General features: G+C 62.4%; 24 protein-coding genes, 3 pseudogenes and 1 riboswitch. Of the genes and pseudogenes, 13 read left to right on the forward strand and 14 right to left on the reverse strand.

The window, feature by feature from the left end; all coding sequences use genetic code 11:
- Nucleotides 1–21 precede the first annotated feature (21 nt).
- The 3 genes from ETW23_RS12835 to ETW23_RS12845 form a co-directional block, all read right to left on the reverse strand.
- Entirely contained in the window at nt 22–813 is a 792-nt protein-coding gene (locus ETW23_RS12835) for a hypothetical protein (RefSeq protein WP_129370344.1), read from the reverse strand.
- Nucleotides 814–1,103: 290 nt separating this feature from the next.
- Entirely contained in the window at nt 1,104–2,207 is a 1,104-nt protein-coding gene (gene folE2 / locus ETW23_RS12840) for a GTP cyclohydrolase FolE2 (RefSeq protein ID WP_129370343.1), read from the reverse strand.
- 112 nt (nt 2,208–2,319) lie between these two features.
- Entirely contained in the window at nt 2,320–3,174 is an 855-nt protein-coding gene (locus ETW23_RS12845; protein ID WP_134830215.1) for a LysR family transcriptional regulator, read from the reverse strand.
- Between the two features lie 110 nt (nt 3,175–3,284).
- Here ETW23_RS12845 and ETW23_RS12850 point away from each other — a divergent pair, with 110 nt between their 5' ends.
- From ETW23_RS12850 to ETW23_RS25950, 6 genes and pseudogenes are all read left to right on the forward strand, one after another.
- Complete coding sequence (locus tag ETW23_RS12850; protein WP_134830216.1) at nt 3,285–4,073, forward strand: 2OG-Fe(II) oxygenase; 789 nt, start codon at nt 3,285–3,287, stop codon at nt 4,071–4,073.
- The gene (locus ETW23_RS12855) at nt 4,070–5,320 is read left to right on the forward strand and encodes a Xaa-Pro peptidase family protein (protein WP_134830217.1); all 1,251 of its coding nucleotides are present in this window, start codon (nt 4,070–4,072) and stop codon (nt 5,318–5,320) included. Before ETW23_RS12850 ends, ETW23_RS12855 begins: the two co-directional genes overlap by 4 nt.
- A gap of 345 nt (nt 5,321–5,665) precedes the next feature.
- Complete coding sequence (locus ETW23_RS12860) at nt 5,666–6,109, forward strand: transposase (RefSeq protein WP_134830218.1); 444 nt, start codon at nt 5,666–5,668, stop codon at nt 6,107–6,109.
- Nucleotides 6,110–6,387: 278 nt separating this feature from the next.
- Nucleotides 6,388–6,862, forward strand: a pseudogene (locus ETW23_RS12870) (transposase zinc-binding domain-containing protein); the annotation flags it as partial.
- A gap of 735 nt (nt 6,863–7,597) precedes the next feature.
- Entirely contained in the window at nt 7,598–7,717 is a 120-nt protein-coding gene (locus ETW23_RS25945; RefSeq protein ID WP_247676758.1) for a transposase zinc-binding domain-containing protein, read from the forward strand.
- Nucleotides 7,668–7,907 carry a hypothetical protein gene (locus tag ETW23_RS25950; RefSeq protein ID WP_247676756.1) on the forward strand — a complete coding sequence of 80 codons (240 nt, stop codon included), beginning with the start codon at nt 7,668–7,670 and terminating at the stop codon, nt 7,905–7,907. Before ETW23_RS25945 ends, ETW23_RS25950 begins: the two co-directional genes overlap by 50 nt.
- A gap of 287 nt (nt 7,908–8,194) precedes the next feature.
- On the opposite strand, the gene ETW23_RS26780 is transcribed toward ETW23_RS25950, so the two are convergent.
- Complete coding sequence (locus ETW23_RS26780) at nt 8,195–8,425, reverse strand: integrase core domain-containing protein (RefSeq protein ID WP_134830219.1); 231 nt, start codon at nt 8,423–8,425, stop codon at nt 8,195–8,197.
- Nucleotides 8,426–8,743: 318 nt separating this feature from the next.
- On the opposite strand from ETW23_RS26780, the pseudogene ETW23_RS12885 reads away from it, so the two are divergent.
- Nucleotides 8,744–9,010: pseudogene (locus ETW23_RS12885) on the forward strand (transposase); the annotation flags it as partial.
- A 486-nt stretch (nt 9,011–9,496) separates the two neighbouring features.
- On the opposite strand, the gene metZ reads toward ETW23_RS12885, so the two are convergent.
- Entirely contained in the window at nt 9,497–10,687 is a 1,191-nt protein-coding gene (metZ, locus tag ETW23_RS12890; RefSeq protein WP_134830220.1) for an O-succinylhomoserine sulfhydrylase, read from the reverse strand.
- Nucleotides 10,688–10,746: 59 nt separating this feature from the next.
- Nucleotides 10,747–10,825: riboswitch (SAM riboswitch) on the reverse strand.
- 135 nt (nt 10,826–10,960) lie between these two features.
- Here metZ and ETW23_RS12895 point away from each other — a divergent pair.
- Entirely contained in the window at nt 10,961–11,644 is a 684-nt protein-coding gene (locus ETW23_RS12895; protein WP_134830221.1) for a glutathione S-transferase N-terminal domain-containing protein, read from the forward strand.
- Nucleotides 11,645–11,787: 143 nt separating this feature from the next.
- On the opposite strand, the gene ETW23_RS12900 is transcribed toward ETW23_RS12895, so the two are convergent.
- From ETW23_RS12900 to ETW23_RS12915, 4 genes are all read right to left on the reverse strand, one after another.
- The gene (locus tag ETW23_RS12900) at nt 11,788–12,399 is read right to left on the reverse strand and encodes an inner membrane-spanning protein YciB (RefSeq protein WP_134830222.1); all 612 of its coding nucleotides are present in this window, start codon (nt 12,397–12,399) and stop codon (nt 11,788–11,790) included.
- A 29-nt stretch (nt 12,400–12,428) separates the two neighbouring features.
- Nucleotides 12,429–13,331, reverse strand: a complete 903-nt coding sequence (locus ETW23_RS12905; RefSeq protein ID WP_134830223.1) for a DMT family transporter — start codon at nt 13,329–13,331, stop codon at nt 12,429–12,431.
- An 88-nt stretch (nt 13,332–13,419) separates the two neighbouring features.
- Nucleotides 13,420–14,595: a signal recognition particle-docking protein FtsY gene (gene ftsY, locus ETW23_RS12910; RefSeq protein ID WP_129370330.1), complete on the reverse strand. Its 1,176-nt coding sequence runs from the start codon at nt 14,593–14,595 to the stop codon at nt 13,420–13,422.
- A gap of 77 nt (nt 14,596–14,672) precedes the next feature.
- Nucleotides 14,673–15,308, reverse strand: coding sequence for a lysoplasmalogenase (locus ETW23_RS12915; RefSeq protein WP_134831316.1), 636 nt, complete (start codon nt 15,306–15,308; stop codon nt 14,673–14,675).
- A 176-nt stretch (nt 15,309–15,484) separates the two neighbouring features.
- Between ETW23_RS12915 and ETW23_RS12920 the strand changes: the two genes are divergently transcribed.
- Nucleotides 15,485–15,883, forward strand: a complete 399-nt coding sequence (locus ETW23_RS12920) for a hypothetical protein (protein ID WP_134830224.1) — start codon at nt 15,485–15,487, stop codon at nt 15,881–15,883.
- Nucleotides 15,884–15,914: 31 nt separating this feature from the next.
- On the opposite strand, the gene xseA is transcribed toward ETW23_RS12920, so the two are convergent.
- Nucleotides 15,915–17,408 (reverse strand): exodeoxyribonuclease VII large subunit, encoded by a 1,494-nt coding sequence (gene xseA / locus ETW23_RS12925; RefSeq protein WP_134830225.1) that lies wholly within the window; start codon nt 17,406–17,408, stop codon nt 15,915–15,917.
- Between the two features lie 135 nt (nt 17,409–17,543).
- On the opposite strand from xseA, the gene purD reads away from it, so the two are divergent.
- Nucleotides 17,544–18,809 carry a phosphoribosylamine--glycine ligase gene (gene purD / locus ETW23_RS12930; protein ID WP_134830226.1) on the forward strand — a complete coding sequence of 422 codons (1,266 nt, stop codon included), beginning with the start codon at nt 17,544–17,546 and terminating at the stop codon, nt 18,807–18,809.
- Between the two features lie 359 nt (nt 18,810–19,168).
- Nucleotides 19,169–19,435 (forward strand): hypothetical protein, encoded by a 267-nt coding sequence (locus ETW23_RS25395; RefSeq protein ID WP_205879899.1) that lies wholly within the window; start codon nt 19,169–19,171, stop codon nt 19,433–19,435.
- A gap of 47 nt (nt 19,436–19,482) precedes the next feature.
- Here the strand turns inward: ETW23_RS25395 and ETW23_RS12940 are convergent.
- From ETW23_RS12940 to ETW23_RS12955, 4 genes and pseudogenes are all read right to left on the reverse strand, one after another.
- Nucleotides 19,483–20,800: pseudogene (locus ETW23_RS12940) on the reverse strand (IS3 family transposase).
- A 256-nt stretch (nt 20,801–21,056) separates the two neighbouring features.
- Nucleotides 21,057–23,003 (reverse strand): DUF1217 domain-containing protein, encoded by a 1,947-nt coding sequence (locus ETW23_RS12945; protein ID WP_247676988.1) that lies wholly within the window; start codon nt 23,001–23,003, stop codon nt 21,057–21,059.
- A gap of 60 nt (nt 23,004–23,063) precedes the next feature.
- On the reverse strand, nt 23,064–23,870 hold the full coding sequence (locus ETW23_RS12950) for a VCBS repeat-containing protein (protein ID WP_134830227.1): 807 nt from the start codon (nt 23,868–23,870) through the stop codon (nt 23,064–23,066).
- On the reverse strand, nt 23,870–24,193 hold the full coding sequence (locus tag ETW23_RS12955) for a 2Fe-2S iron-sulfur cluster-binding protein (protein WP_129370324.1): 324 nt from the start codon (nt 24,191–24,193) through the stop codon (nt 23,870–23,872). The genes ETW23_RS12950 and ETW23_RS12955 overlap by 1 nt, the downstream gene beginning before the upstream one ends.
- Before the next feature lie 266 nt (nt 24,194–24,459).
- On the opposite strand from ETW23_RS12955, the gene ETW23_RS12960 reads away from it, so the two are divergent.
- Nucleotides 24,460–24,810 carry an OB-fold nucleic acid binding domain-containing protein gene (locus tag ETW23_RS12960; protein WP_254695208.1) on the forward strand — a complete coding sequence of 117 codons (351 nt, stop codon included), beginning with the start codon at nt 24,460–24,462 and terminating at the stop codon, nt 24,808–24,810.
- 73 nt (nt 24,811–24,883) lie between these two features.
- A complete protein-coding gene (locus tag ETW23_RS12965) occupies nt 24,884–25,405 on the forward strand; it encodes a peptidoglycan-binding protein (protein WP_134830228.1) in 522 nt (173 codons plus the stop codon).
- The last annotated feature ends 56 nt before the right edge of the window (nt 25,406–25,461 follow it).

Raw genomic sequence — 25,461 nt, forward strand, 5'->3', positions numbered from 1 at the left:
GTAAGTGTCAAGCCTGCGCCGCTATTCCTTGCCCTCGCCGGCTTTTACAGCGTTGCGTGCGGGCATCTTGCGCGGTTTGGACGGCTTGCGCGGGCGTTTGCCTGGCGCCGCTTTCTCTGATCGCGCCGGCTTGGCAGCCGGGGGCGCCGTTTCCGGTGCGGGCGTCTGCACAGCAAAGGACTTGGTCACTGCCGCCACTGCGGCGGACTGCGCAGTGTTTTGCTGTTTTTCAGGGCTGCCGCGACGGGCAGAGGACCCGCGGAACACCGCAGATGGCTCGGAAACCGCTTCAGCGGCCGTTTTCCCTGTTGCGCGTGCCGGTGCCTGATTTGCCGTCGCCGCCGCTGGTTTTTCAACTTCCGGCTTGGCAACTGCTGCCTCGGCCGGCACGGTTTTACCAGCAGGTGCCTTTGCTGCAGCAGCCTGCAGGGCCGGTTTTTGTTCCGCGGTCTTGCGCTCAGCCGGTTTTTTGGCAACCGGCTTCCTTTTGGCGGCAGGTCTTTCCGCCGCTTTCCTGGCAGGCGGTTGCGTGGCTTGCACTGCGGGCGCAACTGAAGTGTCTTCTTTCGCAGGCGTTGACGGCTGGGCGGTCTGCGGCATTGCTGTTTCCGGCCTTGCCTGCTGCGGCACCGCGAAGCCGAGGATTTTCCGCTGCATCTCAAACATGGTATGAGCGGCCCGCATCTGCTCCAGCGGCGCCGTAATCGCCGCTTCGGTCATCTGCCGCCACAGCTTCAGCTGTGTACCTGCTGTATAACCTGCCCATTCATGCGCCAGGGCTGAGAATGCGCCGCGCTGGTGAAAACTGCTCATCAGATACTCCTTACTTCTTGCACTGGTTTTATCCTGCCTGTTGGTATTGCGGCCGGGCAAAAAAAGGAGAGGTGCGGCTCCGGAGCAGATCCGGGCCTGCAGCATCGGCAACCGGGTGTAAGATCCCTGCCCCATGCACAACGGCTCCCCTGAACCCCTGGAGAATCCTCCAGGCTACAGCACGGAGCTTACCATATTTCGCTGCACGGCAGCAAAAAAATGCGGCAGCGCAGAAATTACGGGAGGTCAGTTGTATGCCTGCCTTCAAACCGGGCACGCCGCCCGGCAGGCTATCCTTGGTGGATCAGGGTCGAGAACAGTTTCGGATCCAGGCTCATCGCCTTGAACAGCGGACCCTGGGTCAGCACGCTGACCGCGTCGTGGCTGTGCAGGCTTTCCTGATGGCTGGCCACCACCCGGAAATCGCCGATTCGCGCATCGCCCTGCAGCGCCTCGCAAAACAAACGCGCCGCATCCTCGACAAAGATCGGGTTGGCAGCGTTCAGCTCGGCAAAGGCCTGTTCATCCTCGCGCTTGACCATAACCTGCGTCTCGGTCGGCACCGCCTGGCGGCACAGTTCGATCAGGTCTTCGAACCACAGGCAGTCGCTGCCCGGCACCGACTGCAGCGAAATACGCGCCACCGAGCGCTGCGAATGCGGCGTCGCCAGCTGGCCGCGCGACTGGCGGGCGTGCTCTGACAGCTCCAGTGAGCAGGGGCAGGTCGAGGAATAGACATAGTCCATATGCATGATCTTTTCGCGCACGCCGTCATGGTCCACCAATTCCAGCGCGAAATCGTAATACTGATAGCCGCTGAGGCCGGACCGCAGGCTTTGAACACGCGCAGGAAAGGAGAACCGCATCTGAATGCGCGCATCGGGGCTGTCCAGGTCGCTCAGGTAATCATCCAGCGCTGCGGCCATCACCTCGAAACTGAAGGTGCGCTCGGCGTGTTTATAAAAGGTGCGCATGATCCGGGACATGTTGATGCCCTTCTTGCCTGCATCCAAGCTGACGGTGCCGGTCACGCTGGTTTCCAGCGTCAGATCGCCGTCATCGCGGGTGTGGAACCGGATCGGCAGGCGGAAATTTGAAATCCCCACATGCTGGATCTGCTCCTGCGCGCCGCGGATCAGGCTGGTCGGACCGTTCTGCAAGTCGGGCAGCGTGGCGCGGTAGGCCTCGTCCGACGTGAAATCTTCGGGGTAGTGACGCGACAGATCCGGGTAGTTGCCCACTTCACGGCCGGGCAGCAGCCGCGCCACCGCCGGGTCCAGCTGGGCGATCTCGGTCTCGGTCACAGTGCCGGCCCAGGCCCGCAGCACATCCAGCGCGGCGGCAGCCGCCTCGCGGTCCGGCGCCTCGGCAGCGTCGCGGTTGTGAATGTTCATCGGCGTTTCCCCCAAGTCATGCGGCCCCATATAGGATCCGGCAGGCCACCCTCATATACTGTTACGCGTCACTTTTCAAAACGGATCCGCCAAATGCGGCAGAACCGGCGCCTTATCGGACGCCCAGCGCCTCTGCAAGCGTCCGCAATCGCCGTGAGCGCGACTTGTAATGCGCGGTAACCAGCACATAGGGCCGCGGCATGGCCAGCGCCGGCCCGTCCAGCCGGTGCAGCCTGCCCGCGCGGATTTCCCCGCTCACCACCTGCTCGGGCAGCAGTGCAATACCCAGTCCCGCCTGCACCAGCGGCACGACTGACGGCACCGACTGCGCAATCACCGCTGCCACAGGGTTTTCGCGGGCAATCCCGTGCTGCACGAAATACTGCCGCCAGCCGGGAACCGACGAAATCGTCTCTCCCCAGCTCACCTCCACCAGCGGCGCTGTCCGCATATCCGCCCCCGGATCAATGCCAACCGGCACCAAACGGTCCTTGAACATTTCCTGTGTCCGGTAATCCGGATGCTCCCCGCCATAAGACAGCCGGGCATCAATGCCCTCAGCCTCAAGGTCGATACTGTCATCCTCGATCCGAAGCCGTACAGGCACATCCGGGCGCACGCCCGAGAAGATCTTCAGCCGTTCCGGCAGCCACAGCTGCGCCAGTGCAGGTGTGGCCGAAATCACCAGCGGACGGTGCCCGCGGCCCTCGGTCAGCGCTTGGGTGAAACTGGCAATCTCTGCCAGCGACATCGCCGCCTTCTGGTAATAATCGCGACCCGCATCGGTCAGCCGCACCTGGTTCGCACGGCGGATGAAGAGCTTCAGCCCCAGCCAGTCCTCAAGGTTTTTCACCTGCATCGACACCGCCGCCGAACTCACCCCTTGCTCCGCGCCCGCAGCCGAAAAACTCCCGGTCCGGGCGGCGCATTCAAAGGCGCGAAGCGCATTCAGAGGCGGCAGTTTCATGGCTGCACAGTGCAAGATTTCCTTATGCTCGCCAAGATATTTTATAGTGGTCAGATCCCCATCCGGCGCGCAGGCTTGGGCAAAGCCCGAAAGATCCCAAGGAACACCCCATGCACGATATTCTCGATCTCGACCGCTACCCGCTCGACCGCCCCGGCAGCCCCGAATGGCAGGCCCTGGTGGACCGCTGCCGCGCCGAGCTGGCTGCGGACGGCATGTTCAGCCTGGACGGTCTGATGAAGCCGGAAGTGGCCCAAGGCGCCGCAGATGCGCTGCAGGGCAAGTTTAAGACCGAGAGCTTTCACCACAAGCGCGAACACAACGTCTACTTCAAAGACACGGTTGAGGGGCTGGCGCCGGACCACCCTGCCCTGAAAAAGGTCGAGACCTCGAACTTCACCCTCTGCGCCGACCAGTTCCCGGACTCGCCGGTGCTGCGGCTCTATGACTGGCCGCCCTTTGCCGCGTTCCTGGCCGCCACCATGGACAAGCCCGCGCTTTACACCATGGACGACCCTCTGGCGCGGCTGAACATTATGTCCTATGGGGCCGAGCAGGCGCTGAACTGGCATTTCGACCGGTCCGAGTTCACCACCACCATGCTGCTGCAAGCACCGGATGCGGGCGGTGAGTTCATCTACAGTCCCGAGCTGCGCAGCGATGACGACCCAAATTATGAGGGCGTCGAGCGGCTGCTGGCAGGCGAAGATCCCAACATGCGCGCCATCACCCTGGCCCCCGGCACCCTCAACATCTTCCGCGGCAAAAACTCCCCCCACCGGGTGGGCACTGTGAAAGGGCACAAGACGCGGGTGATCGCCGTCTTCACCTTCTACGAACGCCCCGGCGTGCGGTTCACCGACGCGGAAAACATTGGCTTTTACGGGCGCGCCTCATGACCGGCCTGGCTGTTTTCAAGGACGAGCGCAAACGCACTTTCCTCAATGCGGAAGGTGCGGACAAACCGCTGAAGTCACCGATCTGCCAGGATGTTCTGGACCGCGCCCGCGCCTACCGCCTGCGACGGCTGAGGGACGAGATGGCACGCCAGGACGTGGCGGGCCTCCTGCTCTATGACCCGGTCAATATCCGCTATGCGTTCGACTGTTCCAACATGTCGATCTGGACCGCCCATAACCCGATCCGCTATGCGCTGATCCTGAACGGCGGCCCCGGCATCATGTTCGAATTCAAGGGCTGCGAGCATCTGAACGATGGCTTGCCCGGCATTGACGAGGTCAGGAACGCCATCGGCTGGATGTTCATGTGCGCTGGTGACAAGGCCGCGGACAGACTGTCCCCCTGGGCGGCGGAGATCGCGGATCTGATCAAGCAATACGGCGGCGGCAACCTGCGGCTGGGCGTCGACCGGATGGAACCCGACGGCGTGCATGCGCTGTCTGAGCACGGCCTTCAGGTCATCGACGGCGGTCAGATTACCGAGACCGCCCGCGCCATCAAATCGGCAGACGAGATCGATCTGATGCGCTGGACCATCCGCGTCTGCGAGGCCGGCATGGCGCGGATCTACGAGCATTCGGTGCCCGGTGTCACCGAACAGGAGCTGTGGGCGCATCTGCATTTCGAGAACGCGCGCTCGGGCGGCGAATGGCTGGAAACCAAGCTTCTCACCTGCGGGCCCAACACCAACCCCTGGTACAAGGAATGCTCATCCCGCGAATGCCGCGAGGGAGAGATGATCTCATTCGATACCGACATGATCGGCCCCTATGGCTATTGCGCGGATCTCTCGCGCAGCTGGACCTGCGGCTATGTGCCGATGACAGACACCCAGAAGCGGCTGTACACCGCGGCACGGGCGCAGATCGAACACAACATGGCGCTGCTGCAGCCGGGTCTGAGTTTCGCAGGGTTCAACGCCAAAAGCTGGCAGATCCCGGACGCCTATCAACCCTACCGTTACTCATTGGCAGCCCATGGCGTCGGCATGGCTGACGAATGGCCGGTGGTGCCGCTGCATGTGGACTTTCACGGCGCCCACGGCGGGCAGTTCGAGGAAAACATGGTGATCTGCATTGAAAGCCTGATCGGCGAGAAAGGATCCGAGTCGGTCAAGCTGGAAACCCAAGTACTGGTCACCGCGGACCGGCCGGTGCGGCTCGACACGTTTCCCTGGGAGATGTGAAAAAAGCGAGGGCGCTGCCCCCTTTTGAGCCTGCGGCTCAATAGCCCCCGGAGATTATGTGTTCGATATTGCCCTCAATCCAGCCTCTGTCAGATTGAAGGCGGCCGGTTTTCCGACTGGCCATCCGGTAAACGGGTCGCGGGCGGCCCTGAGGCAGACCCAAAGTCAGTGGTTTTACGGTCGTAAATATCCCGCCATCCCCCGCGCTATATGTTTGGCCATCCAATCGGCAGAAGGGCCTTCTCGACCGTAGATGACCAAGGATCAGCATATCGATAGGAACGATTCAACTCGATCCACGCCAGACCGCATCATCGCCTTTGAGGTCTCGCTTTAAAGACAGATGTGATTGATGCGGGAAGGCTGGCTTTGCTTGCCGCAACGTCCGATGGGTTGCGACTGTGGCCACTGATTGAACCGGAGCCAAAAGAGCTGCGCGCATCACGCCGCCGCCGGGATGATCCGGCCAAGATCATGCGGGTTGAGCAGAACCGGCTGGAACACGCGGCGGTCAAAACGGTGCGCTTGTCTTTACAACGGCATGTTCGATCCATGCCGCGCGGGAGGGAGGCGTTGGACAAACGGACTTCGGAACTGATGCTGCCTATCAAAGGCATTGGACCCAAAACCGCAGCCGTGTGTCTGGCGTATCTGCCGGAATTGGGCTCTTTAACAAACTGCGAGGCCGCTGCTATTGTTAGGTTGGCACCATATGCGAAAGAGTCCGGAACGTATCAGGGCCACCGCCATGTCTCGGGCGAGCGCAAGGACGTTCGGGCAAGCCTCTGAATGGCGGCGCTTTCAGCTCTACGAAGTGATCCGCGGCTTCGGGGCAAGTTGAAGGCGCGTGGAAAACCATCGCACGTCATCCTTACTGCCATCATGCGCAAGCTCTTTATGATCATGAACACCGCTCTTAAAGAGCGGCACCCGGTCCCGGGCTGAGATACCGGGCGGTGTTCGGTGTGGCCTATGGCGGCGGGCACAGGGCGAGCGAGGTCACGCGTCTGAAAGCCGTGCTTGGCGGCCATGCTGCGGCCTGCACCAAGTGCGGCCACTAGCACGCCGCCTGCAACTCCTTCCGCAACCGGCACTGCCTCAAGTGCCAAAACGCTGCGGCGCGGAACTGGATGCAGGTAAGCATGGAAGGCCTTCTGCCGGTTGTACACTTCCACGTGGTCTCCCTGCCAGCTCAGATTGCCGGCATGTCTATCAGAACAAGGCGGCGGTCTATGGCTTGCTGTTCAAGGCATCCGCAGAAACGCTTTTGGCCATTGCTGCCGATCCGAAGCATCCGGGCGCCCGGGCCGACATGACCAGCGTGCTGCACACATCGCACCAGAGTTGCGTTTCTGATTTGTTCGAATTGTGCATATGGCGCGACGGGGTCTGCGATGATGCACCACCTGCATGTGCATGTTGCTGTGCCCCCTCTCGGCAGATTGCTGCGCAACCGCCTGCTGGGCAAAGGGACCGCGGCTTGCCGCGGATGGCACCCGCTGGATCGCTTGCCGCCCGGGCTTTTCCCTACCCGTGAAGGTCCCGATCGGATCGGAAAAATCAGCGTCCCCACGCTGATCGGCGCCGCAGATTTCGCGGCTCAGCCCATCGGCTTCCCAAGCCCTGAGCCGCAACCCTCATAGCACCGGAATCCGTCCGCGCTTTCCTCCTTGTCTGATTTTTGGCCGCTGCAGATCACGCTGCCTGCTGCCACAAACCGTAGACGAAGCCGCCGCTCCGCACGTCGGTAGCTATGGCTGCAGGTAGCCCTGGCACTAAATCGCTCCGCGATATGGGCTCTGCGTCGCGGGTGTTGGGCTGAATCGGGATTTGCTTCGCGGTTTAGAAGGTCGGGTGTGTGCTGTTGGTCGAGGTGATTTTGCCTCGGTTGACAGAGGGTTTCCCATGACCGTTCAGCAGTCCACACCGACGGCACCCCTTCGCGTCCGGATGATTGCCGGTATGCCGGCGCGCAATCTGGGACCAGTGCCTCAAACCAGCCACTTGCGGGACTTCCAGCGGCATCTGATGGAAAGCGGTGTGGACATCCGGGGCATCTATTACCCGGCAGGCAATTGCCCAGGAGTCGATGAGAGAGGGCATGATCTCGGCGGTGGAGAGCCCGCTCGATGATTTGACACATGCCAAGCGCAAGCCAGGCGCATCATCGACCGCGTTGCCTCTGCCAAAGCTGGAGGTTGCGGATATCTTCCGCGCTTGTGGTGCTGCGTACCGGCAGCAAACAGGGGCCGCATCAACCTCGGCCAGTTGAAGGTGATGAGCGTCATCGAGCGCTGCCGCACGGCGGCGCTCGGCGGCCATGCCGCACGATGTGATGACTGCGGGCATGACCACATTGCCTGCAACTCTCGCCGGAACAGCCACTGTCCCAACTGAACGGGCGGGTGCAGCCAAGGCCTGGCTGGCGGCGCGCGAGGCCGAGCTCTCTGCCCGTGCGATATTCCACCTGGTCTTCACGCTGCCGAAACCGGTCGCGGACATCGCGCGCAACAACAAGCGGGAGATCTGCAACCTGCTGATACGGGCGAGCGCGGAAACGGTCCTGAAAATTGCCGCTGACCCGTAGCACCTTGGCGCCCGGGCCGGTATCACTTCCGTCCTGCACACATCGTGCCGGAGGCGCGTCTTCGACACGGCATACATCATGCCGGACGCGCCTCTTCGGCACGACGGACTCGGCGATGACGCATCATCTGCAAGTCCGCATGTCCGCGTCCTCGCACTGCCATGCCCCTGCTGCGGCGGGCAACTGATCATCGTCGAAACCATCGCACCAGAACGGCATCCCGATCAGAGGTGGTCGCGCTTATTTGAGCAGTTTGCAGCCCGTTTAAGGTGGATCAGGGCTTCACATCAGGCTGCCTTTCTCATGGGTTCTATTTTGCTTTCACAGGCCTCATCCAGGGTCAAGACGCCATGGGCCGAATGCCGGCGTTCGGCGTTGTAACAGGCCATCCGTGTACTGATCCCGGCACGGGCATCAGGGCCAGTTTCAAAAGCGTTTAAGCAGACACATTCGTCCTGCAGGGACCGCCGCAACCGCTCAACCCTCCGGTTGCCGATCCAACGGCCCCGGTCATCCATTCACCGTCCGGCAGGCGATTACAAAGCAATCTGCCGAGAGACGGGGATATAGCTGATGCCGGCGCACCAGACCTGGTTGGGGCGGCAGATGGCCAGCGCCTTCAAAAGCAACGGCCAGATCTTGTGCTGCGGGTGCTTTTTGCTGGTCTTCGGCGTCTGACAGACCGGAGCAAGGCGCATGAGCCGCATCAGGCGGCGCGCACGGTGACGGCCGCATTATTGGCCCTGCCGCTGCAAATAGCGGGCCATCTGGCGGGAGCCCTACCACGCCGTCTCAGGAAACTGCCTGTCCCTCCCGGCAGATTTGCGGCAGCAAACCGCCTCCGGGATGAGTGCCTGAATGAGCACCTGTTCGCCAACCTGCGCCACGCCCGGGACCTGATCGCAGCCTGGCGTGAAGACTACAATCATCACCGCCCCCATACGGGCCTCGACGGGCTCACCCCATGGGAGTATCACCAACGGTCAGTAGAGGACCAAACCCTGAACAGAGCGAACCAAAAAAACGCGGACTCTACGGGGAGCAGGTCATTTCCGCTGTGCGCTCATCCCTTTGGCCGCATCAAATTTTGTGCCGTAAGGTAGCTGTATTTTGTTCTTGGAACTGACACTTAATTGATGAGGAGCCGTAACGTTGAAAAATCTTGCTACCTCCGCATTCGCTCTCAGCACAGCTTTGATTATTCTACCGACGAAAAGCTTGGCGCAGAATTGTACACCACACAATTGTCCGGTTCCGCCTTGCCAAGTCTGCCCGTAGGCAATTAGCCCCAACAGAAAGCGCCATAAGGCGATGAGTGAAAACAGACAGTCACCGCGCATGTCTATGCGCTTCCTGCGGGCTACCAGCGGCCGTTGGTGCGACACGCAGCATCGGTCGTGAAGGGCTCTCACGTTGTTTCCGCTGCGCGAAAGACGAACAGCTGTTCTGCTGAAAATCTCATGGGCAAAAAGCGTTCCGGACTCGACGTCTAAACGCTCTTTGCCCATGCTGGCGTGGGGGCTAAGTATCGACCAAAGCAACACGGTAGATTTCTTCCACCAGAAAGAAGCAGACGGCCGGTGCGCGTCTCAGCCCTGCGCCGCCTCCAGCGCCGCTTTCAGGTCGGCGATCAGGTCTTCCGCGTCCTCCAGCCCGACCGAAAAGCGCACCAGGCCGGGCGTGATGCCCAGCTCCGCCTTCAGCTCATCGCTGAGGCGCTGATGGGTGGTGGTCGCAGGATGGGTGGCAATGGATTTGGCATCGCCCAGATTGTTGGAGATCACCGGGATGGTCATTGCGTTCAGGAACTTGAACGCCGCGTCCTTGCCGCCCTTAAGGTCCAGCGACAGCACGGTGCCGCCCTTGCCGCCCAGCTGAGTCTGTACCAATGCGTTCTGCGCGTGACCCTTCAGACCCGGATAGATGGTACGCTCCAGCGCTGCATGGCCGTCCAGCGCTTCGGCGATTTTCAGGGCGCTGTCCGCCTGGGCGTTGACCCGCAGGTCGATGGTTTCGAGCCCCTTCAGCATCACCCAGGCATTGAACGGGCTGAGACTGCCGCCGGTGTGCTTCATATAGGGTTCCAGCGTGCCGCGGATGAAATCCTTGGTGCCCAGCACCACCCCGCCAAGCGCCCGGCCCTGGCCGTCGATATGCTTGGTTGCGGAATAGATCACCACATCGGCGCCCTGTTCGATCGCACGGGAAAACACCGGTGTCGAGAACACATTGTCCACCACCACCGTGGCGCCCGCTGCATGAGCGATCTTTGCAACCGCGGCAATGTCGATCACCTCCAGCGTCGGGTTCGACATGGACTCGAAAAACACCGCCTTGGTGTCCGGGCGCACGGCCTGCCGCCAGGCATCCAGATCAGTGCCGTCGATAAAGGTTACCTCGACCCCGAAGCGGCCAAGCACATCCGCCAGGATATAGTTGCAGGATCCGAACAGCGCCTTGGCCGACACGATGTGATCGCCCGCTTTCACCAGCGAGGTCAGCGCGCCGTTGACCGCCGCCATGCCGGAAGCAGTGGCAAAGGCATCCTCAGCCCCTTCCAGCGCCGCTATGCGCTTTTCGAACATATCGACGGTCGGGTTGCCGTAACGGGCATAGATGAACTCATCCGGGCCGGTCTCGATGAACCGCGCCTCGGCCTGCTCAGCACTCTCGTAGACGAAGCCCTGGGTCAGGAAGATCGCTTCGCTCACCTCGTTGTACTGGCTGCGGCGGGTACCTGCGTGAACCAGCTTGGTGCGGCTGTTCCAGTTGTCGCTCATCTTCTGTCTCCTCGCGCCTGTCGCGCATAAAAAAACCCCAATCGGCCAAGCGAAAGGGGGTCCTTCACGTCCTGACCTCTTTAGCGGGAGTGTTTAACGTGGCCCGCAATCCGGTAACAAATCGCCACGATGTGATGTCCGGGCTTTACGCATATTGCGGGATTCGGTCAAGCGGCAGCGTCTCGCCCAGTCACACGGAAGTGAGCGGCGGCGCCTCTTGCCTCACCACCGCTGCCCGTGCTCCAGTGGCCGGGCATCTGACGGAGGACGACCATGCGGGAGCCGATCCAGCTGTATTACTGGCCAACGCCGAACGGCTGGAAAATCTCCATTGCCCTGGAGGAGATGGGCCTGCCTTACCAGGCCACGCTGATCGACATTGGCAACGGCGGCCAATTCGCGCCGGAGTTTCTGAACATCTCCCCCAACAACCGGATGCCTGCGATCATCGACCCGGACGGCCCCGGCGGCGCACCGGTTTCCCTGTTCGAAAGCGGCGCCATTCTGCAGTATCTCGCCCGCAAGACCGGGCAGTTCTATGGCGCGGATGAACGCGCCCGGCTGGCAGTGGATCAATGGCTGATGTGGCAGATGGGCGGGGTCGGGCCGATGGCGGGCCAGGCGCACCATTTCCTGAAATACGCGCCCGAGGATCTGCCCTATGCCAAAGACCGCTACCGGAACGAGGTGGCCCGCCTTTACGGAGTTCTGGACCGGCAGCTGGCGGAGAATGAGTATGTGGCGGGACCGGACTGCACAATTGTCGATATGGCGGTCTGGCCCTGGGCCTCGCTGTGGGAAGGCCAGCAGCAGGTAGTGGAGGACAAACCGCATCTCGCCCGCTGGCTGGAGCTGATGTGGTCCCGCCCTGGTGTGGTAGCGGGCCGGGCGCTGCATGCAGAGCTACGCGGCGACCGCTCGGACACCAAGGCGCAGCAGGTGTTGTTTGGCAATTGATGCAAAAAGGGCGCCTGCGGCGCGGGTGTTTAAGACCAGAAAGAAGCGATGCCGCAGCGCAGGTGCGCTGACCGGCCCAAGGCTTTGCGCCTCATCCTGGATGAGGGGCAAAGGCGCGGGAGCCCGCCCCTGTCAGCCGAAGATTACTCCGCTGGTCCGGCCTCTTCCTCGATCCCGAATTTCTGCAACAGCTGCCCCTGCATCATGAAGAAGGCAAACATCGCCACCGGCAGGCCGAAGGTTTTGAAATAGACCCAGGTGTCGGTGCTTTGGGTCCGCCAGATCAGCTCGTTTGCCACCGCCAGGCCAAAGAAAAAAACGCACAGCCGCCGGGTCAGGATCATCCAGCCCTCCTGCTGCAGCGGCATGACTTCCTCCATCACCACCTTCAGCCAGCTTTGCCCGCGCATAAGACCGATGCCCAGAAGCCCGCCGAACAGCAGATACAGCATCGTCGGCTTCATCTTGATGAACCGGTCGTCGTTGAACCACACCGACATGCCGCCGAACAGCACCACCAGCACCAGGGTCGCAAATTGCATCTTCGATAGATGCCCGGTCAGCTTCCACAGGGCGAGCGTGGACGCCACCATCAGCGGAATAAACGCCGCGGTGATCACGATAAAGCCCTTGTACTCATGGCCGCTGATCAGAAACACCTCATCCTTCAGCTTCAGATAGCCAATGAAAAAGAGGACAATCGGGCCCAATTCCAACAGCATCTTCAGGGTCGGGTTGATCTTCTTTGCGGCCATGGGGCCTCCTGTCAGTTCTGCGCGCGGTCTCAGCCGCCAATTTCCACTATCACGGCGCCCAGCGCGATCAAAGCCATCAAGGCAATCCGGCGCGGCCCCACGGTTTCCTTCAGCACCAGCCACCCGATTAGGGCGGCAAACACGGTGGAGGTCTCGCGCAGCACCGCTGCCTCCCCGACCTTGTCCAGCCTTGTGGCCAGCATGATCGCACCAAAGGACGCAAAGGCGAGCAGCCCGCCAAAGAAACCACGGACCATCAGCGGCCCAGGTGCCGGCGGCGCGGGCATTCGCCGCCAGCGGGTAAAGGCAATCACCGGAAACACCAGCCCGTCGATCATGAAGAACCACGCCAGAAAGGTGAACGGATCCGCGGTCGCCCGGATGCCATAGGCGTCATATGTGGTGTAGCCCGCCACAAACAACCCGGTGATCACCGCCAGCACCAGCGCCGGCACCAGCGTGTCGCGGTTCACCGTCAGGTAGCGGTAGTTGTATCCCGCCAGACCGAAGATCCCGGCCAGCAGCACCGCCACCCCCAGCCATTGCACCGGGGTGAACAGCTCGCCGAACAGGAAAAAGGAACCGATCACCGTGAACAGCGGCCCGGTCCCGCGCACCACCGGGTAGACCACGGTGTAGCTGCCCTTGGTATAGGCCAGCGCCTGGAACAGTTTGTAAAAGACGTGGATCCCCCAGGCGACCGCGAAGATCAGCCACATATGCGGCTCCGGCCAAGGCACCACAAACAGCGCAAAGGGCGCCGCCATCACGCAGTAGGAAAAATCAATCGCCCCGCGCGACAGCCAGGGGTCATGCCGCCCCTTCTGCAGCGCGCCGAAGACCGCATGCAGGAACGCGGCCCAGATGGCCAGAAACAGCGCTGCCTGGTGCCCGGCCTCGGTGCCTTCCAGGGAGATCAGCCACTCGCTCAAATCAGCCGCCTTTGCGCTGGAGGAAGGCGCCGGGGGTTTTCCACCCCCGGTCCCCCGGAGGATACTTCCGGCCAGAGGAAGAAATGGATCAGGACTTTTCCAAACCGGTCAGAGCGGCGGCGAACTCCCCGGGATCGAAGGGGGCGAGGTCGTCGATCTGCTCACCCACACCGATGGCATGGATCGGCAGGCCGAACTTGTCCGCCAGCGCCACCAGCACGCCGCCCTTGGCGGTGCCGTCCAGCTTGGTCATCACCAGGCCGGAGACATCCGCCAGCTTTTGGAATGTGCCCACCTGGCTCAGCGCGTTCTGACCAGTGGTCGCATCCAGCACCAGCAGAGTGTTATGCGGTGCTGTTTCATCCTTCTTGCGGATCACCCGGACAATTTTCGACAGCTCTTCCATCAGATCGGCCCGGTTCTGCAGCCGGCCGGCGGTGTCAATCATCAGGAGGTCTGCGCCGTCTTCCTGCGCGCGTGTCATCGCATCAAACGCCAGCGAGGCCGGGTCGGAGCCTTCGGGTGCTGTCAGCACCGGCACGCCCGCACGGTCGCCCCAGACCTGCAATTGTTCCACCGCCGCGGCGCGGAATGTGTCGCCTGCGGCAATCACCACCTTCTTGCCGGCACCTTTGAACTGGCTGGCCAGCTTGCCGATGGTGGTGGTCTTGCCAGAGCCATTGACCCCGACCACCAGCACCACCTGCGGGCGTTTTGCATAGATCGGCAACGGCTTGGCAACCGGCTCCATGATGCGGGCGACTTCCTGCGCCAGCAGCTCCTTGATCTCGCGGGAGGACACCTTCTTGCCCATCCGCCCCTCGGCCAGGTTAGCGGTCACGCGCAGTGCCGTATCCACACCCATGTCAGCAGCAATCAGCAGCTCTTCCAGCTGCTCCAGCATGCCGTCATCCAGCGCCCGGCGCGGTTCGGCAACAGCACTGCGGCCCATAAGACGGCCTAGCAAGCCCGGGGACTTTTTCTGTGGCTCAGGGTCCGCTGCGGGTGCCGGTTCAGGTGCGGCGGCAGGCTGCGGAGCGGGCTCAGGCGCCGGTTGCGGCTCAGGTTCCGGTTGTTGCGGCGCCGGATGCGGCACAGGCGCCGGGGCGGGCTGTTCAGGCGTGACAGCCGGTGTGTCTGTCAGTGCTTCCAGCGCCTCGGCTGCACTGTCCTCTGCCCCCTCCTCGACAATCGCATCGAGCCCCTGCTCGAGCTTGGAGGAGGATTTGAACAGCCGCTCCTTGAGCTTTGAGAAAAACGCCATCTTGGTCTCCGCAAAAGGGTCTGCCCCCCACCTAATGCGGATTTACCCGGAGTGCAAAGCGCAAGGCACCGCCGGGTTCAGGAAAATGCAGCCAGAAACCCGGCTTGCGCCCCCCAATACAGCACCCAGACCGCATATGGCGTGATCCGCCGCAGCGGGTGCTCTGCGCTCAGGACAAAGGTTTCCGCCGCCAGGATCATGTCCGACAGCATGAAGGCACAAGCCGCGGCAAGGACCCAGGTGCCAAACGGAAGCGTCAGCGCCGCGGCACCCATGCCCAGGATGATCGGGATATAGGCCAGCACCGGCCCCTTCAGCGCGCCCGCCCGCGGCGCCAGAACCTGCGTCATGATCAGGCCAAGCACCAGCAACCCGGCAGCGATCAGCGCAGCCGGCATGTGCATGAGGCGGCCAGGATCGCTGTCCGGACGGGTCAGGAACAGCGCCGCATAAGCCAAATGCCCTGCGGCAAAGGCCCCCACGCCCGCCATGAAGGCGCTTTCGCCGTCGCGCGACAGAAAAAGATCCCCCAGCGCGCAAAGACCAAGCGCCAGCACCAGCAGCAGCGGTGCCCCTGCCAGCCCGGCGCCAAGCGCCAGAAGCGCAACCGCTGCGGTCTTTGCCAGACTGCGCAGAATACCGAGCGGCTGCGCGGTCAGACCCAAATACCCGGCGGCGCAGAGCGCTGCTCCTGCCGCCGCCACTTGCATCATCATGGCCCTGTCTCCCTGCCCGTTTGCATCAGTTGGCCGCAAGACAGCCGCCGGGTCAAAGGTGACCAAACGGGAGCCTGGCAGCGCCGCTCCGCTTTACGGCCCGTTTGCTGCCCGTGTTTGCAGCCTGCGTGTTTCCCTTGGCCGGGACCCGGACACTCTGGCACAGTGACCCCATGCGCTGCCTGATGCTGATTCCCCTGGTTGCCGCCCTCAATGGGCCGTTGCGTGCTGCCGAGCCGCTGAACGCCGACCAATTCGACCGCTACACTCAGGGCCGCACCCTGTTTTATGGCTTTGGCGGCAGTATGTACGGGGTAGAGCGCTATCTGCCCGGACGGCGGGTGATCTGGTCCTTTCTGGACGGCAGATGCCAGGAGGGCAGCTGGTACGAGGACGCAGGCCGGATCTGTTTTGTCTATGAAAACCGGGGCGACCCGCAGTGCTGGAGCTTTGAAATCACCCCCGGCGGGCTGACTGCCCGGTTTGAGGATGACCCGGCCTCGACCGAATTATACGAGGCCGAAGACATCGGCGAGGAAATGCTGTGCTACGGCCCGGACGCCGGTGTCTGAAGCGGGCTGGGTATTTCAGACCAGAAAGAAGCTAGAACAGCGAGCCCTGACCGCCGCCGGACGGTTTCGCTGCAGCGGTCTGGGAACCAGGATCCGCGATGCCCTCCTCCAGGTCCAGCATGCCGTCGGCAAATTCGATCTGCAACGGGCCGGCCTTGGCCGCAGCGGCCTTGGTGGTGAGGATCCCGGCGCCCGAACGCACCACCGCATAGCCGCGCTCCAGCGTGGCTTTGTAGCTTAGGATCTCCAGCTGGCGGCCTGCGGCAGAGAGGTTTTGGCGCTGGCGGTCGAAACGCAGCGACTGTGCCGCATCCAGCCGCTGCGCCAGACGGCCCAGCGCGTCCTTGCGGGCTGTGATCTCGCGCTGGATCGGGCGCAGGGTCAGGCGGGAGGACAGGTTTTGCAGCCGGTCGCGGCGGCCTTGCACCAATTGGCGCAGGGTGGCGGGGCGTAAGCTGGCAGCGGTTTCACTCAGATACACCCGGCGGCGCTGCACACCGGAGATCAGCGCGCCCGGCAGCCGGTCGGAAATCCGGTCGAGCCGCTGGCGCGGGGTTTCCAGCAGCGTGTCGGGCTTGGGCAGCGCGCGGGCCAGATCATTCAGCCGCTGGCGCCGCTGCTGCACCGCCTGGCCTGCGGCGCGGGTGAGCCGCGCGCCCTGGGTCTCGGCCCAGGCCATCAGTTCCAGCCGCACAGGAACCGCCAGTTCCGCCGCCGCCGTCGGCGTCGGCGCCCGGCGGTCGGAGACAAAATCAATCAGAGTGGTATCCGTCTCATGCCCCACCGCCGAGATCAGCGGGATCTTCGAGGCCGCCGCAGCCCGCGCCACGATCTCCTCGTTGAAGCCCCAAAGATCCTCGATCGAGCCGCCGCCGCGGGCGACAATGATCAGATCGGGCCGCGGCAGCGCGCCGCCAGGGGTCAGGCGGTTGAAACCTTCGATGGCGCGGGCCACCTCGGGCGCGCAGTTCTGCCCTTGGACAGCGACCGGCCAGACCAGCACCTTGCGCGGGAAACGGTCGCGCAACCGGTGCAGGATATCGCGGATCACCGCGCCCGACGGCGATGTCACCACGCCGATGATCTGCGGAAGGTATGGCAGCGGCGCTTTGCGTTCCGGGGCAAACAGCCCCTCTGCCTCCAGCTGTTTTTTGCGCTTTTCCAGCAGCGCCATCAGCGCCCCCTGGCCCGCAACCGCAACCTCGTCGACATTCATGTTGTATTTGGACTGGGCGCCGAATGCGGTCAGCCGGCCGGTGACGACCACCTCCAGCCCCTCCTCGGGCACCACCGACAGGCTGGAAACCTGCCCTTTCCAGGTGGTGCATGCCAGCACCGAGCGGTCGTCCTTGATGTCGTAGTACAAATGCCCGGAGCGCGCCTTGAACACCCGCCCCACCTCACCCTTGACCCGGATGCGGCCGAAGGTGCCCTCCAGCGTGCGCTTCACCTCGCCGGAGAGTTCCGAGACGGTGAATTCGGGCGCGTTCTGCCCCGGTTTTGGGTCATCAAACAGGTCGGACATTGCGGGGCTGCTCTCCTGCGGCTTGCGGCTGGTCTTGTTTTGAATTCGCGCGCAGCATAGAACCCGCCGCAAGCAAGGCAAGCCCCGGACAGGACCGGGACGCCTCTCGGCTCAGTCAGATCGGAGTAGACGCAGATGAACATCCTTATCCTTGGCAGCGGCGGGCGCGAACACAGCTTGGCCTGGGCGGTGATGCAGAACCCGAAATGCGACAAGCTGATCGTGGCGCCGGGCAACGCAGGGATCGCGCAGATCGCCGATTGCGCGTCGTTTGATATCGAGGATGGCGGTGCCGTGGCCGGTTTTGCCGAGGAAAACGCCATTGATTTCGTGATTGTCGGCCCCGAAGCGCCGCTGGCTGCAGGGGTGGCCGACCGCCTGCGCGAGGCAGGTCTCTTGGTGTTCGGCCCGTCTGAGGCGGCGGCGAAGCTGGAAGCCTCCAAAAGCTTTACCAAGGAAGTCTGCGACGCTGCGAATGCGCCCACCGCTGGCTATGGCCATTTCACCGAGGCAGAGGCTGCCAAGGCGCATGTGCGCGAACACGGCGCACCCACTGTGGTCAAGGCCGACGGGCTGGCCGCCGGCAAAGGCGTGATCATCGCAATGACCGAGGACGAAGCCATCGCCGCTATCGACGACATGTTCGGCGGCGCCTATGGCGGGGCCGGCGCCGAGGTGGTGATCGAGGAGTTCATGGAAGGCGAAGAGGCGTCCTTGTTTGTGCTGGTGGACGGTGAGGACGTGCTGGCGATCGGTTCGGCCCAGGATCACAAGCGCGTGGGTGAAGGCGACACCGGCCCCAACACCGGCGGCATGGGCGCCTACTCCCCCGCCCCGGTTCTGTCCGCTGAAGTCGAAGCCCGCGCGATGGAAGAAATCGTCAAGCCCACCATGCGGGTGATGGCCGAGCGCGGCATGCCTTATCAGGGCGTGCTTTATGCCGGTCTGATGATCCAGGACGGGCAGCCCCGGCTGGTGGAATACAACGTCCGCTTTGGCGATCCGGAATGCCAGGTGCTGATGATGCGGCTGGGCGCGCAGGCGCTGGACCTGATGCACGCCGCGGCTGAGGGCCGCCTGGCTGAGGCGCAGGTGAACTGGGGCGACGACCATGCGATCACGGTGGTGATGGCCGCTGAGGGCTATCCCGGATCTTACCAAAAGGGGTCGGCAATCAAGGGGCTGAAGGCCCTGCCCGAGGACAGCAGCAACATGGTCTTTCACGCCGGCACCAAGGCAGAAAACGGCAAGGTGCTGGCAGCCGGCGGCCGGGTTTTGAACGTGACCGCCCGCGGTGAAACCCTGCAGGAGGCCCGCGACCGCGCCTATGCGATGGTTGACGGGGTTGATTGGCCGCAAGGGTTCTTCCGCCGCGACATCGGCTGGCGCGCGCTGGACTGAGCATCTGTCCCGGCGGCGGCTCTCCCGCCTGTTCCCGGTCAATCGCAGATTGACAGTCTCAGTTGGGCGTGGCCGGGCGCAAATGCGCCCGGCGCGGCGGTATTGTTCCACTAGCCCGCAGTATCCCGACCGGAGCATTGCGGTACTCCGGACTTCAGTCAGAAGCGGGATGCAGCGAAGCAATAAGAACTGTCCAAGGCGGCAAAGGCCGGCACCTGCAGGAAAGCGGCATGCCTTGCCATTCCCTCTCTGCGGCTTCTCATGCTGTCTGCACCGCTTGCCTTCTGCTATTGGCCAGCCGGGGGTATTTCCGGCCCGCCCTCTGGGTGGCCCGGCTGTGAAACAGCCCCGCCGGGTCAATGCTGGCGATCCGCGGCGTGCCGGCCCTGACCCGGCGCAGCTTTGCCTATATCGACGGGCGCATTGATCAGCCGTCTTCCATGCACCGGCTGACGGTGGATCGAATGAAGGATCTCTATCTGGCCGGCAGCAAGATCCGGGCCGCCAGCAGCCTGCATGCGGCTTGCATATTCCTGATATCAAAGACGGACCGCCTGTATCTGGGCAAGGCAGATAGAGGACCTGGCGGCAGAGCGAGCCAGGGATCCCGGCCTGCCGGCGCTTGAGTTGCAGCGGTAATCCCCCTGTTTTTGCGGGGGCTTGGTCGTAGAATTTACGCGGCCATCTTCAGTTTCTGTGCAGGTGTCATCCCGCCGTTGCCCATGTTCGGGCGTTCATGGTTGTAGGACCAGAGCCACTCGGTGGCAATCTGCTGGACCTCTTCGATGCTTTCGAAAATGTATAAGTCCAGCCATTCGTGGCGGACCGTCCGGTTGTAGCGCTCGGCATAGGCGTTCTGCTGAGGCTTTCCGGGCTGGATGTATGCCAAGGCAATGCCCCGGTTCTCCGCCCATTCCATGAGGGTGCCACTGACGTATTCCGGACCGTTGTCGACTCGAATTCTCCCAGGCGCACCACGCCATTCGATGATCTGGTTCAGGGCTCGAAAAACCCGTTCCGCAGGCAGTGAAAAGTCGACCTCAATGCCCAGTCCTTCGCGGTTGAAGTCGTCCAGAACGTTCAGCAGCCGGAATTGCCGTCCATCCCCCAGCCTGTCGGCCATGAAGTCCCCTATCGGCGATGCTGGCATCGCCTGCCGGGCAGGGATCGACCAGACCTCATTCGGGGCGTCAGGCACAGCCAGTTCGTCCGGCTTTTCCCGCTTCAGACGCTTGCGCGGCGTTCGCCATTGGGCTTGATCCAATGGCGCCTCAATGGCTCACTCCGCAGGTTCAACTCCAGCTCACGGTATATCCGGTAGACACGCTTGTGGTTCCACCTGTGACCCTGCACGTTGCGCAGATACAGGAAACACAGGCCAAAGCCCCAGGTCTTCCTTGCAGCTGTCAGGCCGAGGAGCAGGCCGGCGATTTGCTCGTTCTCCCCGTCCAGCTTCGGGCTGTACCGATAGCACGTCTCGCTGACATCGAATGCCCGGCAGGCCAGCGCAATGCTAACGCCCTTCATCGCCACCGCTTTCACGGCCAACTCTCGGCGTTGTCCCTCTCGGGACATTGCTTCGCAATGCCCTGCCGGGCAGTGGATGGCCGGATCGTTCGATCCTTCTCTCGAACCAGTGGCGTTGAGGATCTCACTTATCCGAGCGCCTCCTTCAGCAGGTCGTTCTGCATGCTGACGTCGGCGTACATGCGCTTCAGCCGCCGGTTCTCCTCGGCCATCGCGCTCGCCATTGTCCTCGGACCAATGGCGGACAAGGCTCGCTCTCACTGATGAGGCTGGCGTCCATGCCGCCGTACTTCGCCCGCCACTTGTACAGCGTGGCGCTGGTTCGGCGGGGAATTGATCCACTGGATCAATTCCTATTCCGCCTCACTCCCGTGCTCGCGGCACAGCTCGGCGGCAGGCACACCGCCCTCCATCTGGCGCAGCACACCCATGATCTGGGCCTCGGTGAATCGTGTCTTCTTCATCGGAATCTCCTCGTTCATCCTGCCGAGAAAATTCTACTTCCGCATCCGCTTAAGATCGGGGGGATTACCCTAACGAGGGTCGAACTTGTGGAAAACCACCGCAAGTTCGACCGGCTGGGATTTTTCAAGACCGCAGAAGGCGCTTATCCCGGCTGCAGCAGGGTGACCGGCATCACCATGCGCCTAGCGCTATAGCGCCGGCCTTCTGAGCCGGGCGAAACTATTGCTGCTCCACAGCCAAAGCGCAGCCGACGGGTCAGAAGAGCGACAGAATCGGATCGCTGATCCCGCTGTTGAAAGGCGCGTTGAGATCTGCCAGCATCAAGAACCTGTTGCGGAATTCATCCAGTTTTCCGGCTTCGAGAAAATCTGCAGGATGGGTGGTTCCAAATGCAGCAAACGAGCGCTCCTTCATCTCCTCCACCTGCCTGTCCACATCCAGCTGGCCGAAACCTGACGGCAGCGCCAGCGCGCTTTCAAAAATCGTTTTCAGCGGCGGCGAACCGATAATGCCGTACCAATGGGCGTTTTCGCTGCCGCCTGCATCAGCAACGGTTTGCAGCTCGCGCTCAAAGGCCAGCGCCAGGCGCATGTTCTGATCGCTCTCGCCGATCTCAATTTCAAACTGGCGGGTGGTGTAGAGCTCGGAAAGTTGCTCAGCAAAGCCCTCGGGATACTTCCGGCCGGTTTCTCCCCCGTTGAAAGAAAACGCATGAGCCATGGCCTTCAGGCCGGTATCATAATGCAGATTGGCAAATGACGTGCTGGATGACAGGTCAGATTCAAAGGCGCGGATCACCGTGTTGAAATCCAAACTCCGTTTGCTCTGGCCAAAAATGTCCAGTGTCGCTTCATACAAGCTTATATCAAAGACCAGCTCCCTAGGATCGGAGAAGCTGCCCAGCTTGTCCGTGATGTCATCAGAAAACACCTGCATCTTGCTGACATGATCCGGCCAGCCGTTCTGGAACGCGTCAGCAAAGTCATAGTAGGCAGCATTTTCCGGCTGGTTCACATAGGAGTTCGGGTCTGACAAATCGGATTCCAGAATCTGGCGCAGCTCAGCCTCGTCCCTGCCAAAAAGGCCGAATGTATCCAGCGCATGCTCCAGAACCTCCGGGTTTGACAACAGCTCATCCGGATCGCTCATTTCATTGATATCCGGCCAGCCGAATCCAAAGGCCTCTGAGACCGCAAGATACCTTGTGTCCTCCAACTGGTTCACAAAGGAATCCGGATCGGTGGTATCCGAATTCAGAACCCGGCGCAGGAAAACGGGGTTGGAGTTTTCCAGATCAAAGGTTTCGATGACGGCTTGCAGAAGGTTTTCATCCTCCAGCAGATCATCCGCGCTTGTCAGGCCACCGGCATGTCCATTGAATTCCCCGACCAGCGCCTGAATGCTGTTGTCATACACCGGCGGCGTGTTGAAACTGAATTGCCGGGCAAACTCGGCATATTTGGGGTTGCTCAACCCGTTGGCAAAGGAATCCGGGTCTTCCAGATCGGATTCCAAAACTTTCTGCAAAAAGAACTGATTATTTTCGAGACCTTCAAGGCCAACATTGCCGAGCGCCTTGCGCAGCAAGGTGCCGTTTGCCAGCAAATCATCGGGCGAGGCGACGCTGGAAAATTCAGCTCCCCCCTTGGCAGAGGGAAGCGTTGGTCCGTCCGGACTGTTGAAACCAAAGGTTTCCGACAGCGCCTGATACCGGACGTCGTTGAGCCGGTTCACAAAAGATCTCGAGTCGCTGACATCGGATTCGAGCACTTTCTTGATGAATGCTCTGTTGCCGATATCCTCGTCCAGACCAAAGGCGCCCAGTGTCACGGTCAGCAGGTTGTAGTCATCCAGCAACTCGTCCGCAGTCTGAATCCCGGTGATTTTTTGATTGAAGTCCTGCACCGTCCGATCGATGACCGGCGACTTCTCATAAATTTCCTGCTGCTGGTCGCGGGTCCGCTGCAGGAAGGTCCACCCGCTGATACCGGTGCCCAACACATAGGGTGTAAAGCTCACGCGCCTGTCTCCTGTAAAACCGGCCCAGACAGGTAGCCGCCTGGCGCCGCTCGTCAGGGGCAAGGTAACCAAAGGTGATGAATAAATATGAAACACCGCGCAAAAACCGGGTTGGACGCGGCGCAACAGGCCTGTCATTCCTGGCGGCAACGGTGGCAAGCACTCCTGCCTGTTCCAGCCCATCCTTGTGGATGCCCTTCCCAGTTGGGCGCGGCGCCGCGCAATGCGCGTCGCGGGCAGCGCTTAGCGGCAGGCCATTGCGGCCTGCAGTCCCGTGCCCTGCCGGAACCCGCCGATGTCCCGGCTGGTGATCCTGCCGTTCTGCAGACGGGATGCGATGATCCTGCGCCAATCGCCGCTGGCGGTCACCAGTTCTGGTCCCTGCCCGCAATCACGAATGCCGGAGGTGATGAAGTCCTGGCCGATCTGGTGATTGGTCAGCCCGGGCGTGCTGGCGGCTTCAGTCAGCGCACCGTTCTTGAACCGCCAAATACGCAAAGTTTTGGCCAGATGCGGCCGGTCGACATAGGCAATTTCCACATGCCCGTCGCCATCCAGATCCGCCGCGCCAATGGGTGCCAGCCAGCGGTTGCGGGTGCCGATATGCGGGGTGGCGGCAATCTTTTCGCCGCGGGCATCATAAATGGCCAGCTGGGCGCCCTCTGCCACATCGGTCTCGACCACCAGCACCTCGGGGCGGCCATCGCCATCGATATCCGCCAGCCGCGGTGCGATGTCCTCGAACACATGATCCAGCGGCAGACGGATCAGGATTTCCGATTGCTGGTTGACAGCCTTGGCGGACACCCCGCCGGAGCCGGTGTTTTCCACCTTCAGTACCAGCGCGCCGTATTCCACGTCATCACCCAGCACTGCATGGCCATAGCGTGTGGTGGGTTCTCCGTAACGCGCCGAGACCACTCTGTCCTCAGCCGCCAGCACAGACGGGCCGGCCAAGGCCAGCCCCAAACACAACGCCCGCCATGCGCGGCGGGCGGAACGGGGCCGGGCGCGCATCATCAGACGCCGCGCCGCCGCCCCCGCGGTCATCAGATCTGCTTTTCAGGCATATGCACCACCAGCCCTTCCAGCGCATCGCTCACCTTGATCTGGCAAGTCAGGCGCGAGCGGGCGGGATCCGGCTCATAGGCGAAATCCAGCATATCCTCTTCCATGTCGTCCTTGGCGGGCAGCTTCTCAACCCAGTCCGGCGCAATGTACACGTGGCAGGTTGAGCAGGCGCAGGCGCCGCCGCAATCGGCCTCGATGCCCGGAATATTGTTGTCGCGCGCGCCTTCCATCACCGTCAGCCCGTTGGCGACGTCCACCACATGGCTGGTGCCGTTGTGCTCGATGTAAGTGATCTTTGCCATTGTCAGCTCTCTTCCCTTTTCCGGTACTTGCGCGACTGTGTAGCCAAGCCCCTGCGCCGGTGCCACCCCCAATTGCGACCCTGCCCTGCCGCAGCTGGACTTTTCGGATCAATGTTCTATGTTTGTTCACGCCGGATATTTTTCAACCGCAAGGCCGTTCTCCTCATGCCAGCCCCCGCCTCAACCCCTGCCTCAGTTCTCCCCCCGCCGCAGCCTGCGCAGCAGGCGGGCACGGATCCCAGCCCTGGCCGCACCCGCCGCACTGCCTGCCTGCGGCCCGGCTGCAGGAACCGCCCCAGAACGCCTGCATCACCGTCGCCGGGCTGGTGATCCTGCGCCAGCGTCCCGGCACCGCCAAGGGCGTGATCTTTGTCACGCTTGAGGACGAGACCGGCATCGTCAACGTGATCGTCTGGCGCAAGATCTACGAGGCTTTCCGCCGCGCGGTGATCTCAGGCCGGCTCTTGCGTGTCACCGGACGGCTGCAGCGGGCACATTCCGTCACCCATGTGATAGCCGAAACGGTTGAGGATATTTCGCCGATGCTTGACCTGTTGCTGGCGGAACAAAGCCGCCGCGATGATCCCGCCTTTGCGCAAGGGCCGGAACTGGGCTAACCTGCCGTCAAAGCACCGGCGCCCGGAACTGACAGGGGCGCCGGCAGAGGCACAGTGACAAAGGCATCCGGGCATGACGCCGAACATATTCGAAACCAGCCGCCGGTTCTGGCCCGGGCTGCTGCTGGCGCTGCTGGCGGCCTGCGTCCAGCCGCCGCCCGGCGGCGATGTCTCCCGCGCCGGCCGCTATGCCCCGCCCGGCGCGCCGCCCGATACCTGCTGGAGCACGCACACTTCCCCCGCCGTCGTTGAAACCATCACCAGCCAGGTGCTGGCACAGCCGGCGCAAACCAACAGCAGCGGCCAGGTCATCCGCTCCGCCGTCTTCCGCACCGAGACCCGCCAGCAGATCGTGCAGCCGCGGCAGAAGCGCTGGATAGAAATCCCCTGCCCCGCCATGATGACGCCCGGCTTTATCCGGTCCATCCAGCGCGCCCTGGCCGTCCGCGGGGTTTACCGCGGCCCCGTTCACGGACAGATGGACGCCGCCACCCGCAAGGCTGTGCAACGCTATCAGGCACCACTGGGCCTGGACAGCGGCACCCTGACACTCACCTCTGCCCGCAAGCTGGGACTGGTGGCCGTGGCGGGCTGAACCAACCGGTTCAGTTCCCCGGTTCCCCGGTGCCCACGCCTCTGCTAAGGTCCGCC

The sequence above is a fragment of the Leisingera sp. NJS201 genome (assembly GCF_004535885.1).
In the GTDB taxonomy this organism is placed as follows: domain Bacteria; phylum Pseudomonadota; class Alphaproteobacteria; order Rhodobacterales; family Rhodobacteraceae; genus Leisingera.

Excerpts from the sequence above, each read along its gene's own strand:
- ETW23_RS12835 (WP_129370344.1), bottom strand. The coding sequence starts at position 813 with ATGAGCAGTTTTCACCAGCGCGGCGCATTCTCAGCCCTGGCGCATGAA.
- folE2 (WP_129370343.1), bottom strand. The coding sequence starts at position 2,207 with ATGAACATTCACAACCGCGACGCTGCCGAGGCGCCGGACCGCGAGGCG.
- ETW23_RS12845 (WP_134830215.1), bottom strand. The coding sequence starts at position 3,174 with ATGAAACTGCCGCCTCTGAATGCGCTTCGCGCCTTTGAATGCGCCGCC.
- ETW23_RS12850 (WP_134830216.1), top strand. The coding sequence starts at position 3,285 with ATGCACGATATTCTCGATCTCGACCGCTACCCGCTCGACCGCCCCGGC.
- ETW23_RS12855 (WP_134830217.1), top strand. The coding sequence starts at position 4,070 with ATGACCGGCCTGGCTGTTTTCAAGGACGAGCGCAAACGCACTTTCCTC.
- ETW23_RS25945 (WP_247676758.1), top strand. The coding sequence starts at position 7,598 with ATGAGCGTCATCGAGCGCTGCCGCACGGCGGCGCTCGGCGGCCATGCC.
- ETW23_RS25950 (WP_247676756.1), top strand. The coding sequence starts at position 7,668 with ATGACCACATTGCCTGCAACTCTCGCCGGAACAGCCACTGTCCCAACT.
- ETW23_RS26780 (WP_134830219.1), bottom strand. The coding sequence starts at position 8,425 with ATGGATGACCGGGGCCGTTGGATCGGCAACCGGAGGGTTGAGCGGTTG.
- metZ (WP_134830220.1), bottom strand. The coding sequence starts at position 10,687 with ATGAGCGACAACTGGAACAGCCGCACCAAGCTGGTTCACGCAGGTACC.
- ETW23_RS12895 (WP_134830221.1), top strand. The coding sequence starts at position 10,961 with ATGCGGGAGCCGATCCAGCTGTATTACTGGCCAACGCCGAACGGCTGG.
- ETW23_RS12900 (WP_134830222.1), bottom strand. The coding sequence starts at position 12,399 with ATGGCCGCAAAGAAGATCAACCCGACCCTGAAGATGCTGTTGGAATTG.
- ftsY (WP_129370330.1), bottom strand. The coding sequence starts at position 14,595 with ATGGCGTTTTTCTCAAAGCTCAAGGAGCGGCTGTTCAAATCCTCCTCC.
- ETW23_RS12915 (WP_134831316.1), bottom strand. The coding sequence starts at position 15,308 with ATGATGCAAGTGGCGGCGGCAGGAGCAGCGCTCTGCGCCGCCGGGTAT.
- ETW23_RS12920 (WP_134830224.1), top strand. The coding sequence starts at position 15,485 with ATGCGCTGCCTGATGCTGATTCCCCTGGTTGCCGCCCTCAATGGGCCG.
- xseA (WP_134830225.1), bottom strand. The coding sequence starts at position 17,408 with ATGTCCGACCTGTTTGATGACCCAAAACCGGGGCAGAACGCGCCCGAA.
- purD (WP_134830226.1), top strand. The coding sequence starts at position 17,544 with ATGAACATCCTTATCCTTGGCAGCGGCGGGCGCGAACACAGCTTGGCC.
- ETW23_RS25395 (WP_205879899.1), top strand. The coding sequence starts at position 19,169 with ATGCTGGCGATCCGCGGCGTGCCGGCCCTGACCCGGCGCAGCTTTGCC.
- ETW23_RS12945 (WP_247676988.1), bottom strand. The coding sequence starts at position 23,003 with ATGGGCTGGAACAGGCAGGAGTGCTTGCCACCGTTGCCGCCAGGAATG.
- ETW23_RS12950 (WP_134830227.1), bottom strand. The coding sequence starts at position 23,870 with ATGACCGCGGGGGCGGCGGCGCGGCGTCTGATGATGCGCGCCCGGCCC.
- ETW23_RS12955 (WP_129370324.1), bottom strand. The coding sequence starts at position 24,193 with ATGGCAAAGATCACTTACATCGAGCACAACGGCACCAGCCATGTGGTG.
- ETW23_RS12965 (WP_134830228.1), top strand. The coding sequence starts at position 24,884 with ATGACGCCGAACATATTCGAAACCAGCCGCCGGTTCTGGCCCGGGCTG.